The sequence below is a fragment of the Burkholderia sp. PvR073 genome (assembly GCF_054055695.1).
On the sequence record NZ_JBSRXO010000003.1, the window covers coordinates 120,495 to 133,697 of the forward strand.

The 13,203-nt window shown below is 67.3% G+C and carries 12 protein-coding genes; 7 read left to right on the forward strand and 5 right to left on the reverse strand.

Annotation, left to right across the window (positions count from 1 at the left end; genetic code table 11):
- Nucleotides 1-49 precede the first annotated feature (49 nt).
- Both uvrA and ACVK00_RS12275 read left to right on the forward strand, forming a co-directional pair.
- A complete protein-coding gene (gene uvrA, locus ACVK00_RS12270) occupies nucleotides 50-2,935 on the forward strand; it encodes an excinuclease ABC subunit UvrA (protein ID WP_166723790.1) in 2,886 nt (961 codons plus the stop codon).
- A gap of 258 nt (nucleotides 2,936-3,193) precedes the next feature.
- Complete coding sequence (locus ACVK00_RS12275; protein WP_166723791.1) at nucleotides 3,194-4,276, forward strand: AI-2E family transporter; 1,083 nt, start codon at nucleotides 3,194-3,196, stop codon at nucleotides 4,274-4,276.
- Nucleotides 4,277-4,378: 102 nt separating this feature from the next.
- Here the strand turns inward: ACVK00_RS12275 and purU are convergent, their stop codons facing one another.
- The 5 genes from purU to ACVK00_RS12300 form a co-directional block, all read right to left on the reverse strand.
- The gene (gene purU, locus ACVK00_RS12280) at nucleotides 4,379-5,263 is read right to left on the reverse strand and encodes a formyltetrahydrofolate deformylase (RefSeq protein ID WP_166723792.1); all 885 of its coding nucleotides are present in this window, start codon (nucleotides 5,261-5,263) and stop codon (nucleotides 4,379-4,381) included.
- Nucleotides 5,264-5,313: 50 nt separating this feature from the next.
- Nucleotides 5,314-6,171: an NUDIX hydrolase gene (locus tag ACVK00_RS12285; RefSeq protein WP_284894659.1), complete on the reverse strand. Its 858-nt coding sequence runs from the start codon at nucleotides 6,169-6,171 to the stop codon at nucleotides 5,314-5,316.
- Nucleotides 6,172-6,176: 5 nt separating this feature from the next.
- A complete protein-coding gene (locus tag ACVK00_RS12290; RefSeq protein ID WP_354122865.1) occupies nucleotides 6,177-6,797 on the reverse strand; it encodes a LysE family translocator in 621 nt (206 codons plus the stop codon).
- Nucleotides 6,798-6,823: 26 nt separating this feature from the next.
- On the reverse strand, nucleotides 6,824-7,390 hold the full coding sequence (locus tag ACVK00_RS12295) for an adenine phosphoribosyltransferase (protein ID WP_228905725.1): 567 nt from the start codon (nucleotides 7,388-7,390) through the stop codon (nucleotides 6,824-6,826).
- A gap of 79 nt (nucleotides 7,391-7,469) precedes the next feature.
- Nucleotides 7,470-9,476 carry a monovalent cation:proton antiporter family protein gene (locus ACVK00_RS12300; protein ID WP_284894764.1) on the reverse strand — a complete coding sequence of 669 codons (2,007 nt, stop codon included), beginning with the start codon at nucleotides 9,474-9,476 and terminating at the stop codon, nucleotides 7,470-7,472.
- Nucleotides 9,477-9,601: 125 nt separating this feature from the next.
- Between ACVK00_RS12300 and kdsD the strand changes: the two genes are divergently transcribed.
- The 5 genes from kdsD to lptB are packed head-to-tail and all read left to right on the forward strand — an operon-like array spanning nucleotide 9,602 to nucleotide 13,198.
- Complete coding sequence (gene kdsD / locus ACVK00_RS12305) at nucleotides 9,602-10,585, forward strand: arabinose 5-phosphate isomerase KdsD (protein WP_166723797.1); 984 nt, start codon at nucleotides 9,602-9,604, stop codon at nucleotides 10,583-10,585.
- Entirely contained in the window at nucleotides 10,585-11,121 is a 537-nt protein-coding gene (locus ACVK00_RS12310; protein ID WP_228905728.1) for a KdsC family phosphatase, read from the forward strand. The genes kdsD and ACVK00_RS12310 overlap by 1 nt, the downstream gene beginning before the upstream one ends.
- Nucleotides 11,122-11,124: 3 nt before the next feature.
- Nucleotides 11,125-11,739, forward strand: a complete 615-nt coding sequence (gene lptC / locus ACVK00_RS12315) for an LPS export ABC transporter periplasmic protein LptC (RefSeq protein ID WP_228905730.1) — start codon at nucleotides 11,125-11,127, stop codon at nucleotides 11,737-11,739.
- Nucleotides 11,740-11,759: 20 nt separating this feature from the next.
- Nucleotides 11,760-12,425, forward strand: coding sequence for a lipopolysaccharide transport periplasmic protein LptA (gene lptA, locus ACVK00_RS12320; protein ID WP_228905731.1), 666 nt, complete (start codon nucleotides 11,760-11,762; stop codon nucleotides 12,423-12,425).
- A complete protein-coding gene (gene lptB, locus ACVK00_RS12325; protein WP_166723800.1) occupies nucleotides 12,422-13,198 on the forward strand; it encodes an LPS export ABC transporter ATP-binding protein in 777 nt (258 codons plus the stop codon). Before lptA ends, lptB begins: the two co-directional genes overlap by 4 nt.
- Nucleotides 13,199-13,203: the final 5 nt, after the last annotated feature.

A 13,203-nucleotide genomic window follows, 5' to 3' on the forward strand; every position in this document is an offset into this window, starting at 1 on the left:
AAAAGCCGTTATAGTAGCAGGTTTGGTTCCCTCCATTTTCGCCAGGTTCATGGAACAGATCCGTATCCGTGGGGCACGCACCCACAACCTGAAAAACGTCAATCTCGACCTGCCGCGCCACAAGCTGATCGTGATTACCGGGTTGTCCGGGTCGGGCAAGTCGTCGCTCGCGTTCGACACCCTTTATGCAGAGGGCCAGCGCCGCTACGTCGAAAGCCTGTCCGCATACGCCCGCCAGTTCCTGCAGTTGATGGAGAAACCCGATGTCGACCTGATCGAGGGCCTGTCGCCCGCGATCTCGATCGAGCAGAAGGCGACGTCCCACAACCCGCGTTCGACCGTCGGCACGGTCACCGAGATCCACGACTACCTGCGACTTTTGTTCGCACGTGTCGGCACGCCGTACTGCCCCGACCACGACATCCCGCTCGAGGCGCAGAGCGTGTCGCAGATGGTCGACGCGGCGCTCGCGCTGCCCGAGGAAACCAAGCTGATGATCCTCGCGCCCGTCGTCGCGAACCGCAAGGGCGAGCACGCCGAGCTGTTCGAGGACATGCAGGCGCAGGGCTTCGTGCGCTTTCGCGTGCGCTCGGGCGGCGGCACCGCGAACGAAGGCGTCGCGAAGATCTACGAGGTCGAGTCGCTGCCGAAGCTCAAGAAGAACGACAAGCACACGATCGACGTCGTCGTCGACCGCCTGAAGGTGCGCCCGGACATGAAGCAGCGCCTCGCGGAATCGTTCGAGACCGCGTTGCGCCTCGCCGACGGCCGCGCGATCGCGCTCGAGATGGATACCGACCACGAGCACCTGTTCAGCTCGAAGTTCGCGTGCCCGATCTGCTCGTACTCGCTGCAGGAGCTCGAGCCGCGCCTGTTCTCGTTCAACAACCCGATGGGCGCGTGCCCGGAATGCGACGGCCTCGGCCAGATCACGTTCTTCGACCCGAAACGGGTCGTCGCGCACCCGTCGCTGTCGCTCGCCGCGGGCGCCGTGAAGGGCTGGGACCGCCGCAACCAGTTCTACTTCCAGATGCTGCAGAGCCTCGCGGCGTTCTACGAATTCGACATCGACGCCGCGTTCGAGGATCTGCCGGAAAAGATCCGCAAGGTGCTGCTGTTCGGTTCGGGCAAGCAGACGATCCCGTTCTCGTACATCAACGAGCGCGGCCGCACGACGATCCGCGAGCACGTGTTCGAAGGGATCATCCCGAACCTCGAGCGCCGCTACCGCGAGACCGATTCGGTCGCGGTGCGCGAAGAACTCGCGAAGTACCAGAACAACCAGCCGTGCCCGTCGTGCGAAGGCACGCGGCTGCGCCGCGAGGCGCGCCACGTGCGGGTCGGCGCGGGCGACTACGCGCGCGGCATCTATGAAATCAGCGGCTGGCCGCTGCGCGATGCGCTCGGCTATTTCGCCGGCCTGTCGCTCGACGGCGCGAAACGCGAGATCGCCGACAAGGTGATCCAGGAAATCGTCGCGCGCCTGACCTTCCTGAACAACGTCGGCCTCGACTACCTGTCGCTCGAGCGCAGCGCCGAGACGCTGTCCGGCGGCGAGGCGCAGCGGATCCGGCTCGCGTCGCAGATCGGCTCGGGCCTGACCGGCGTGATGTACGTGCTCGACGAGCCGTCGATCGGCCTGCACCAGCGCGACAACGACCGCCTGATCGCGACGCTCAAGCACCTGCGCGACCTCGGCAACTCGGTGATCGTCGTCGAGCACGACGAGGACATGATCCGCACGGCCGACTACGTCGTCGACATGGGCCCCGGCGCGGGCGAGCACGGCGGCGTGGTGGTCGCCGAAGGCACGCCGAAGCAGGTGCAGTCGAACCCGCAGTCGCTGACGGGCCAGTATCTGGTCGGCAAGCGCACGATCGAGTATCCGGACGAGCGGCTCGCGCCCGATCCCGAGCGGATGCTGCGCATCGTCGACGCGCACGGCAACAACCTGAAGCACGTCGACCTCGAGTTGCCGGTCGGGCTCCTGACCTGCATCACCGGCGTGTCGGGTTCCGGCAAGTCGACGCTGATCAACGACACGCTGTATCACGCGGTCGCGCGCCACCTGTACGGCTCATCGGCCGAGCCGGCGCCGCACGAGGCCATCGAGGGCCTCGAGCACTTCGACAAGGTGATCAACGTCGACCAGTCGCCCATCGGCCGCACGCCGCGCTCGAACCCGGCCACCTACACGGGCCTGTTCACCCCGATCCGCGAGCTGTTCTCGGGCGTGCCGACCGCGAAGGAGCGCGGCTACGATCCGGGCCGCTTCTCGTTCAACGTGAAGGGCGGCCGCTGCGAGTCGTGCCAGGGCGACGGCGTGCTGAAGGTCGAGATGCACTTCCTGCCGGACGTCTACGTGCCGTGCGACGTGTGCCACGGCAAGCGCTACAACCGCGAAACGCTCGAAGTGCATTACAAGGGCAAGAACATCAGCGAAGTGCTCGACATGACGGTCGAACAGGCGTACGAATTCTTCAGCGCGGTGCCGGTGATCGCCCGCAAGCTGAAGACGCTGCTCGACGTCGGCCTCGGCTACATCCGCCTCGGCCAGTCGGCCACGACGCTGTCGGGCGGCGAGGCGCAGCGCGTGAAGCTGTCGCTGGAGCTGTCGAAGCGCGACACGGGCCGCACGCTGTACATCCTCGACGAGCCGACCACTGGCCTGCACTTCCACGACATCGCGCTGCTGCTCGAGGTGATTCACCGGTTGCGCGACCAGGGCAACACGGTCGTGATCATCGAGCACAATCTCGACGTGATCAAGACGGCCGACTGGGTGATCGACCTCGGCCCCGAAGGCGGCGCCGGCGGCGGCCAGATCATCGCGCAGGGCACGCCCGAGGAGGTCGCGAAGACCAAGGCGAGCTTCACCGGCAAGTACCTCGCGCCGCTACTCAAGCGTTCACCCCGCAAGGCGGCGGCCGGTTGACCGCTTCCGTTCCCGCGCGCGGCCGCCCCGGCCGCGCCCCTGCCGGCGCCCGCCGCGGCGCCGGTCTCCTCGTTTTCCCTTGTGCGGTTTTCCCTTCTGCGTTTACACCACGAGCCAAACTGTCCCGTGACAGACCATAATGGCAGCTATACTTTACGGTCGTAAGGTTCGCTATCCGCACCAATCCGGTGCGACGCCGGGCGAGCACCGTCCTGCCGCCCACCGCGCGGCGCGACACACGAACGACAGGAATCCACGATGGAGAAGCAACAAGAGTCGCGCGACGCGCAGAGCCGCGAGCCCCACCTGCGCAGCGTGCGGCTGACGAGCGACTTCAGCCTGCCGAAGCTGTCGGCGATCGAGGTTGGCAGCTATCTGTTCGCCCTCGTCTCGATGGTGCTCGTCATCGAACTCAAGCTGCTGGGCGGGCTGCTGGCCGGCCTGCTGGTCTATCAGCTGATCCACACGATCGCCCCGGTGATCGAACGCCACACGACGAGCATGCGCGCGCGCTGGGTCTCCGTCGTGCTGCTGTCGATCGCGATCGTCGGCGGGCTCACGGGCCTGACGATCGGCATCATCGATCACTTCGAGCACACGGTGCCCAACCTGCAGAGCCTGCTCGGCCAGCTGATGCAGATCGTCGAGCAGACGCGTGCCCGCACGCCGGCCTGGATCGCGAACCTGCTGCCCGTCGACGTCGAACAGATGAAAACCAAGGCGGCGCTGCTGATGCACTCGCACATGGATCAGCTCCAGCAAGGCGGCAAGAGCGTCGCGCGCGGCTTCGGCCATGTGCTGTTCGGGATGATCATCGGCGCGATGATCGCGATCGGCGTCGAGCACGGCAAGGTGCGCCGGCCGCTGTCGACCGCGCTCGTCACGCGCGTGTCGCGCTTCGCCGAATCGTTCCGCCGGATCGTGTTCGCGCAGATCAAGATCTCGGCGATCAACGCGGCCTTCACCGGCATCTACCTGCTCGTCGCGCTGCCGATCTTCCACCAGCGGCTGCCGTTGTCCAAAACACTCGTGCTCGTCACGTTCATCGTCGGGCTGCTGCCGGTGATCGGCAACCTGATCTCGAATACGCTGATCGTCGCGGTGTCGCTGTCGGTCAGCATGGGCACCGCGATCGCATCGCTCGCGTTCCTCGTCGTGATCCACAAGCTCGAATACTTCCTGAACGCGAAGATCATCGGCGGCCAGATCGAGTCGCGCGCGTGGGAGCTGCTGCTCGCGATGCTGATCATGGAAGCCGCGTTCGGGCTGCCGGGCGTGATCGCCGCGCCGATCTTCTATGCCTACCTGAAGCGCGAGCTGTACATGCTGCGGCTGATCTGACGCGCCGCGCATCACGCGATAAAAAAACGCCGCGCCCCATCCAGGGCGCGGCGTTGTTACTTGCGGGCCGGCTGACGGCTAGCGGCCGACGCGAACCGCCGATCAGCGGAACACGACGGTCTTCGTCCCGTTCAGCACGATCCGGTGCTCGACGTGCCACTTCACCGCCCGCGCGAGCGTCACGCACTCGACGTCGCGGCCGATCGCGGTGAGCTGGTCGGGCGTCATGCTGTGGTCGACGCGCTCGACTTCCTGCTCGATGATCGGGCCTTCGTCGAGGTCGGTCGTCACGTAGTGCGCGGTCGCGCCGATCAGCTTCACGCCGCGGTCGAACGCCTGGTAATACGGCTTCGCGCCCTTGAAGCTCGGCAGGAACGAATGATGGATGTTGATCGCGCGGCCGGCGAGCTGCTGGCACATGTTCGGCGACAGGATCTGCATGTAGCGCGCGAGCACGACGAGATCGGCCCGGTGCTCGTCGATCACTTCCAGCACGCGCGCTTCCTGCGCGGCCTTCGCCGCATCGGACGAGCCACCCACGAGCGGGAAGTGATGAAACGGGATGTTGTAGCTCGCGGCGAGCTGGTAGAACTCCTTGTGGTTCGACACGATCGCCGGGATCTCGATCGGCAGCTGGCCGGTGCGGTAGCGGAACAACAGGTCGTTCAGGCAGTGGCCGATCTTCGACACCATGATCACGACGCGCGGCTTCACGGCCGCGTCGTGCAGCTCCCAGCGCATCGCGAACTGCTCGGCGAGCGGTGCGAATTCCTGGCGAAGCGTGTCGAGCGCCGACGCGGCATCCGCGCCGTCGGCATCCTGCTCGAAGTGCACGCGCATGAAGAACTCGCCGGTGCGGCTGTCGCCGAACTGCGCCGAGTCGAGAATGTTGTTGCTGCGCTCGAACAGGAAGCCCGAGACCGCGTGAACGATGCCGTGCCGGTCGGGGCACGACAGTTTCAAGATAAAGCTGTGATCGGTCGACATGACCGCTACTCCCTTCGTTTCGGTATTCGTCAAATAGGCCGTTCGGCGCGTTACGCGGCCGGCACGAACAGCGCGTCGATGCCCGCCGCGTCGGCCGCCGCGAGCCAGCGGTGGCGCAGCAGCGCGTCGAGCATCGCGAGGCTCGCATCCATCGTCGCGCGGCCTTCGCGCAGCCAGCCGATCACCTCGGGCACACCGGCCAGCACGTGCTCGGCCACTTCGCCGTCCTGGTTGTGCGGCGCGAAGTCGCGCGGCAGCGGCAGGTCGTACACGAAGATCAGTTCGGACTGCGTGCCTTCCGGCAGCGAGCACAGCACCTGCACCGCCCGGCCCGCGATCGCGCGCGCCGCCAGTTCGGCCGGCATGCCGGCCTCTTCCCAGCATTCCTTCGTGAGCGTCTCGTGAACGCTCAAGCCCCAGCCAATGCCGCCCGCGACGACGTTGTCGAGCATGCCGGGGTCGGTGGCCTTGGTCGCGCTGCGGCGGCCGAGCCACATCTGCGGCGCGGCGGGCGAACCCGGCGCAGCCGCATATTCTACGATGCCGTTCAGGTGCACCGCATAAGTCTGCGTGCCGAAAAAACGCGACGCGGCGCGCTCGATATACGCGAGCGGCGGATCGTCGAAGCGGTTGCGGATCGCATAGATCTCGTCGCGCCAGCCGGGAATCGCGCCTTCGGCCGCCAGCGCGCCGATCGCGCTCGCGAGCGCCATGCTGCGTGCATCGACCGTGTCATAGCGCGCCGACAGCACGACGCGCTCGTCGGTCAGCTCGAACACGTCGGGCCAGCGGGCGAGCTTCGCGACGTCCCGGCGACGCACCCAGCCGACCTGCTCGCCCGCGATCTCGAAACGCAGGTGCGCGAGCGGATCGAAGCGGCGCGCGGCCGCAATGCACGGAAACGTCATCGGGTTCAGTCCTTCAGCGCGACGCGAATGCCGATCGCGATGAAGGTCGCGCCGGCAATGCGGTCGAGCCACACGCCGGCCTTCGGACGGCGCTTCAGCCATGCGCCGATCGCGCCCGCGCCGACACCGAACAGCGAGAAGATCGCGGCCGTCTGCAGCATGAACAGCGCGCCGAGCTCGAACATCTGCAGCGTCACGCCCTGCGCGCCGTGCGGATCGACGAACTGCGGCAGGAACACGACGAAGAACAGCGTGACCTTCGGGTTCATCAGGTTGCCGATCACGCTCTGCCGGAAAATCGCGCGAAGCGGCTGCGGCGCACGCGCATGCGCATGCGCATTCGCGAGGCCCTGGCTGCGCAGCGCCTTGATGCCGATCCACACGAGGTACGCGGCGCCCGCGAGCTTCAGCGCCTGGAACGCGACCGGCGACGAGCGCAGCACGGCCGCGACGCCGAGCGCCGCGAGCGTCGTATGGAACAGGATCCCGGCCGTGAAGCCGAGCGCCGCGACGAAGCCGGCCGCGCGGCCCTGCGAGATGCCGCGTGCGAGCACCTGCAGGTTATCGGGACCAGGCGCGAACGTGATCGCGATCGACGTGGCGAGAAACAGCATGAAGTTGGGCATCGTGACCTCGCGGCGTGGGCCAGCGTTCAGTGACCGGGGAATTCGGTGACGGTATAGACGGGCAGCCCCGCGTTGCGCAGCAGCGTCGAGCCGCCGAGATCGGGCAGGTCGATGATCGACGCGCCCTCGACGACGACCGCGCCGAGCCGCTGCAGCAGGTTGCGCCCCGCCATCATCGTGCCGCCGGTCGCGATCAGGTCGTCCATGATGATCACGCGGTCGCCGGGGCGGCATGCGTCCTCGTGGATCTCGACCGTCGCGCTGCCGTATTCGAGGTCGTAGGATTCCGAGCGCGTCTTGTACGGCAGCTTGCCGACCTTGCGGATCGGCACGAAACCGACGCTCAGCTCGTACGCGACGATCGGCGCGATGATGAAGCCGCGCGCGTCGAGCCCCGCGACGTAGTCGAGCTTCGCATCGACATAGCGTTCGACGAACAGGTCGACGAGGATGCGCAGCGCCTTCGGGCTCTGCAGCAGCGTCGTAATGTCGCGGAACATCACGCCCGGCTGCGGCCAGTCGGGCACGGTGCGGATCTGGCTGTGGATGAAGGCGACCGGATCGAGCGGTGCGCCCGACGACGAATGCGGCATGAAACTCTCCGAAAAAAACGGTGCGCGAAGATCGGGCACCGTTTCGAATCAATACGGGTCAGGTCAACGAAATCGCGACTCAGGCGACCGCGGCCGGCGGCTCGCGCCGATGGCGCGACAGCCGCTCCTCCGCGAGCGCGAGCGCCTCGGGCAGCCCGCGCAGCACGACGATGTCGCTCGCGCGCAGCTTGGTCAGCGGGTCGGGTTCGACGCCGCGAATCCCGTGCCGGCGGATCGCCGTGACTTCCAGCCCGAGCGCATACAGCCCGAGCTCTTCCAGCGAGCGCCCGACCGCGTCCGCGCGCGCGTCGACCGGCACCGATTGTAGCCGCACCTGCTCGTGATCGTCGTCGTCCGCGTCGTCCGCGCCGTGGAAATAGCCGCGCAGCAGCCGGTAGCGCTCGTCGCGCATCTCCTCGACGCGCCGCACGACCTTGCGCATCGGCACGCCGACCAGCACCAGCGTGTGCGACGCGAGCATCAGGCTGCCCTCGACGATCTCCGGAATCACCTCGGTCGCGCCGGCCGCGAGCAGCTTCTCGAGATCGGCGTCGTCGACCGTGCGCACGATCGCCGGCAGCGTCGGCTCCAGCTCGTGCACGTGGTGCAGCACGCGCAGCGCGGACGGTGTGTTCGCGTACGTGATCGCAACGGCCGCCGCGCGATGGATACCGGCCGCGACCAGCGACTCGCGACGCGCCGCGTCGCCGAACACGACCGATTCGCCGGCCGTCGCGGCCGCGCTCACGCGATCGGGATCGAGGTCCAGCGCGACGTACGAAATGCCTTCCTGCTCGAGCATGCGCGCCAGGTTCTGGCCCGCGCGGCCGTAGCCGCAGATGATCACGTGGCCGCGCTGCTTGAGGCTTTGCGTCGCGATCCGCGTCATCTGCAGCGACTGCTGCATCCATTCCGTCGACGACAGCCGCATCACGATCCGGTCGGCGTTCTGGATCAGGAACGGCGCGGCGAGCATCGACAGCAGCATCGACGCGAGGATCGCCTGCAGCAGCGTCGAATCGACGAGATGCCGGTCGAGGATCAGGTTCAGCAGCACGAAGCCGAATTCGCCGGCCTGCGCGAGCCCGATGCCGGTGCGCATCGCGACGCCCGGCGTCGCGCCGAACAGGCGCGCGAGCCCCGCGATCATCGTCCCCTTGAACAGGATCTGCCCGACGAAGAAGCCGAGCACGAGCAACGGGTGCTCCCAGATCACGCTCGGATCGAGCAGCATCCCGGTCGTCACGAAGAACAGCCCGAGCAGCACGTCGCGAAACGGCTTGATGTCTTCTTCCACCTGGTGACGGAACGGCGTCTCGGAGATCAGCATCCCCGCGATGAACGCGCCGAGCGCGAGCGACAGGCCGAAGCGGTCGGTGATGAACGCGGCGCCGAGCGTGATGAGCAGCAGGTTCAGCACGAACAGTTCCTGTGAGCGGCGCCGCGCGACCACGTTGAGCCAGCGCGTCATGAAGCGCTGGCCGATGACGAGCAGCAGCGCGAGCGCGATCACGATCTTGACCGCCGCGAAGCCGAGCGTGATCGCGAGATCCTTCGACGACTCCGCGCCGAACGCGGCGATCACGATCAGCAGCGGCACCACCGCGAGATCCTGGAACAGCAGCACGCCGAAGATGTTGCGGCCGTGCTCGGTCTCGATCTCGAGCCGCTCGGCGAGCATCTTCGACACGATCGCCGTCGACGACATCGCGAGCGCGCCGCCGAGCGCGACGCTGCCCTGCCACGTGATGTGCACCCAGCGCTCGAACAGCGCGCCGAGCGCGACCGCGAGCACGAGCGTCACGACCACCTGCAGCAGCCCGAGTCCGAACACGAGCCGCTGCATCGCCCTCAGCTTCGCGAGCGAGAATTCGAGGCCGATCGAGAACATCAGGAATACCACGCCGAATTCCGCGAGGTGCTCGGCCCGCTCGAGGTCCGCGGCGATGCCAAGTGAGTGCGGGCCAACCAGGATGCCGACGGTCAGGTAGCCGAGCATCGGCGGCAGATTCAACGAGCGAAAGACGACGACGCCCACCACCGAGGCCAGCAGCAGCAGCAGGGTCATTTCGAGCGGGGAAATCACGGGCAAAGCGTCCTCGTTCGTCGGGGCCACGGCAATGCGGGCGCGGGTGGTGGCGGGGGGCAAGCGACCTCGGACGAGTCCGAAGGTGCGGCGCGGCGAACAAACGCCTTTGCTATACTCCGCGCATGATAGCGAAAATCAATGATGACCGGGCGCTCGCGCTCGCCCGCGACGTGCTCGACATCGAGGCGGACGCCGTGCGCGCGCTGCGCGACCAGCTCGACGGCGACTTCGTGCAGGCCGTCGCGCTGCTGCTCGGCTGCCGCGGGCGCGTCGTGGTATCCGGCATCGGCAAATCGGGGCATATCGCCCGCAAGATCGCGGCCACGCTGGCGAGCACCGGCACGCCGGCCTTCTTCGTCCACCCGGCCGAGGCCAGCCATGGCGACCTCGGCATGGTCACGTCGGACGACGTCTTCATCGGCATCTCCTATTCCGGCGAATCGGAAGAGCTCGTCGCGATCCTCCCGCTCGTCAAGCGGATCGGCGCGAAGCTGATTGCGATCACGGGCCGTGCGGAATCGAGCCTCGGCACGCTCGCCGACGTGAACCTGAACGCCGCGGTGTCGAAGGAAGCGTGCCCGCTGAACCTCGCCCCCACCGCGAGCACGACCGCCGCGCTGGCGCTCGGCGACGCGCTCGCCGTCGCGGTGCTCGACGCGCGCGGCTTCGGCTCCGAGGATTTCGCGCGCTCGCATCCGGGCGGTGCGCTCGGCCGGCGCCTGCTCACCCATGTGCGCGACGTGATGCGCTCGGGCGACGACGTGCCGCGCGTCGGGCTCGATGCCACGCTGTCGGACGCGCTGTTCCAGATCACCGCGAAACGGCTGGGCATGACGGCCGTGGTCGACGCCGACGGCCGCGTGGCCGGCATCTTCACCGACGGCGACCTGCGCCGCGTGCTCGCGCGCGAAGGCGATTTCCGCACGCTGCCGATCGTCGACGTGATGACCCGCGAACCGCGTACGATCGGCCCCGAACATCTCGCGGTCGAGGCCGTGGAACTGATGGAGCGCCACCGGATCAACCAGATGCTGGTGGTCGATGCCGACGGCGCGCTGATCGGCGCGCTGAACATGCACGACCTGTTTTCGAAGAAGGTGATCTGATGAGCGCAGCGCTGACTGCGGCCGAACGCGCGAGCCGCGTGAAGCTGATGATTTTCGACGTCGACGGCGTGCTGACCGACGGCGGCCTGCTGTTTACCGCGTCCGGCGACGCGATGAAGTCGTTCAATTCGCTCGACGGGCACGGCGTGAAGCTGCTCGGCGAGGCCGGCATCGCGACCGCGATCATCACCGGCCGCCGCTCGGAGATCGTCGCGGCGCGCGCGAAGGAAATGAAGATCGCGCACCTGTTCCAGGGTGTCGAGAACAAGCTCACCGTGTTCGCCGACCTGATCGCGTCGCTCGACATCGGCGCCGACGCATGCGGCTACATGGGCGACGACTGGCCCGACCTGCCGGTGCTGCTGCGCTGCGGCTTCGCGACCGCGCCGGCCAACGCGCACCCCGAAGTGATCGCCCGCGCGCACTGGGTGGCCGAGGCCCGCGGCGGCCACGGCGCGGTGCGCGAAGTCTGCGACGCGATCCTGCGCGCGCAGCGCCGCTACGACGCGCTGCTCGCGGCTGCCTGCGGAGCCTGACGGATGAACACGCATTTCCGCTGGACCCAGTTGTTGCCGCTCATTGCGGTCGCCGCGCTCGCGGGCATCACGTGGTGGCTGCTGCAGGCAACGCTGCCGCCGCCCGGCGAGGGCACCGCGCAGCCGAAGCGCCATACGCCCGACTATTTCGCGGACAACTTCTCGGTCACCGAGCTCGACCAGTCGGGCACGACCCAGTACCGGCTGACGGCCGCGAAGCTGATCCACTATGAAGACACCGACAACAGCGACCTGACCGATCCGGCCATGCGCGCATTCCAGCCCGGCAAGCCGGTCGTCACGACCACCGCGAAGCGCGGCACCGTCAACGGCGACGTGTCGATCGTCGACTTGTACGACGACGCGCGCATCCTGCGCGTGGCCGGCGGCGGCGATCCGCAGATGCAGGCCGATTCCCAGCATTTCCGGATCTTCGTCAATGACGATGTGATCAAGACCGAAAAGCCGGTTAAACTTCAGCGCGGCCTGTCGCTCGTCAACGCGACCGACGGCATGAAGTACAACAACGTCACCCGGGTCATCGAGCTTTACGGCAACGTGCGCGGCACGATTGCCGCGGCGGACACGTCCGGCGGCTCGAAAGGTCAATCCAGGTAACGCATCCCTCACGTGACTGCATGAACGAACCGTTCCCTCGACAGAATTCCGGCGGCGCTGCGCGCGCCGTCCGCGCCGCGCTCGCCGCGACGCTCGTGGCGCTCCCGCTCGTCGGGCTGGCGCCGCTCGCCCATGCCGAGAAGGCTGACCAGAACAAGCCGATCAACGTCGAGGCGGACAACCTCACCTACGACGACCTGAAGCAGGTGACAGTCGCGACCGGCAACGTCGTGATCACGAAGGGCACGATCATCATCAAGGGCGATCGCGTCGAAGTGCGCCAGGATCCGGAAGGCTATCAGTACGCGACGTCGTTCGGCAGCGGCAAGAAGCACGCGACGTTCCGCCAGAAACGCGAAGGTCTCGACGAGTACATCGACGGCGACGCCGAGCGCATCGACTACGACGGCAAGCAGGACCTGACGACGCTGACGACCGCCGCGACCGTGCGCCGCCTGCAGGGTTCGTCGACAATCGCCGACACCGTGCACGGCAGCGTGATCACGTACGACGGCCAGCGCGACTTCTACACCGCGAAGGGCGGCAAGGACGTCGCGGCGCCGGGCAATCCGAACGGCCGCGTGCGCGCGATGCTGTCGCCGAAGAGCGGCGGCCCCGGGCAGTTGAACGGCGCGCCGGCGAAGCTGTCGCCGTCGACCACGATCCAGGGAGCGCCGGGACAATGAACGCGCTACCGAACCGCCAGCCGGCCGGCACGACGAGCTCGCTCGTCGTGCGCAACCTGAAGAAACGCTACGGCTCGCGCACGGTCGTCAAGGACGTGTCGCTCGACGTGAAGAGCGGCGAAGTCGTCGGCCTGCTCGGCCCGAACGGCGCCGGCAAGACGACGTCGTTCTACATGATCGTCGGCCTCGTGCCGCTCGACGCGGGCGAGATCTCGCTGAACGGCAGCTCGATCAGCCTGCTGCCGATCCACAAGCGTGCATCGCTCGGCCTGTCGTACCTGCCGCAGGAAGCGTCGGTGTTCCGCAAGCTGACCGTCGAGGAAAACATCCGCGCGGTGCTCGAGCTGCAGCACGGCGACGACGGCAAGCGACTGTCGAAGGACGCGATCGCAGCGCGCACCGAGGAACTGCTCGACGAGCTGCAGATCGGCCACCTGCGCGAGAACCCGGCGCTGTCGCTGTCGGGCGGCGAACGTCGTCGTGTCGAGATCGCGCGTGCGCTTGCGACCAGCCCGAACTTCATCCTGCTCGACGAACCGTTCGCCGGCGTCGACCCGATCGCGGTGCTCGAGATCCAGAAGATCGTCAAGTTCCTGAAGCAGCGCAACATCGGCGTGTTGATTACCGATCACAACGTCCGCGAAACGCTCGGCATCTGCGACCACGCATACATCATCAGCGACGGTTCAGTGCTCGCCGCCGGCGCGCCGAGCGAAATCATCGAAAACGAAAGCGTGCGCCGCGTGTACCTCGGCGAACACTTCCGCATGTAACCTCC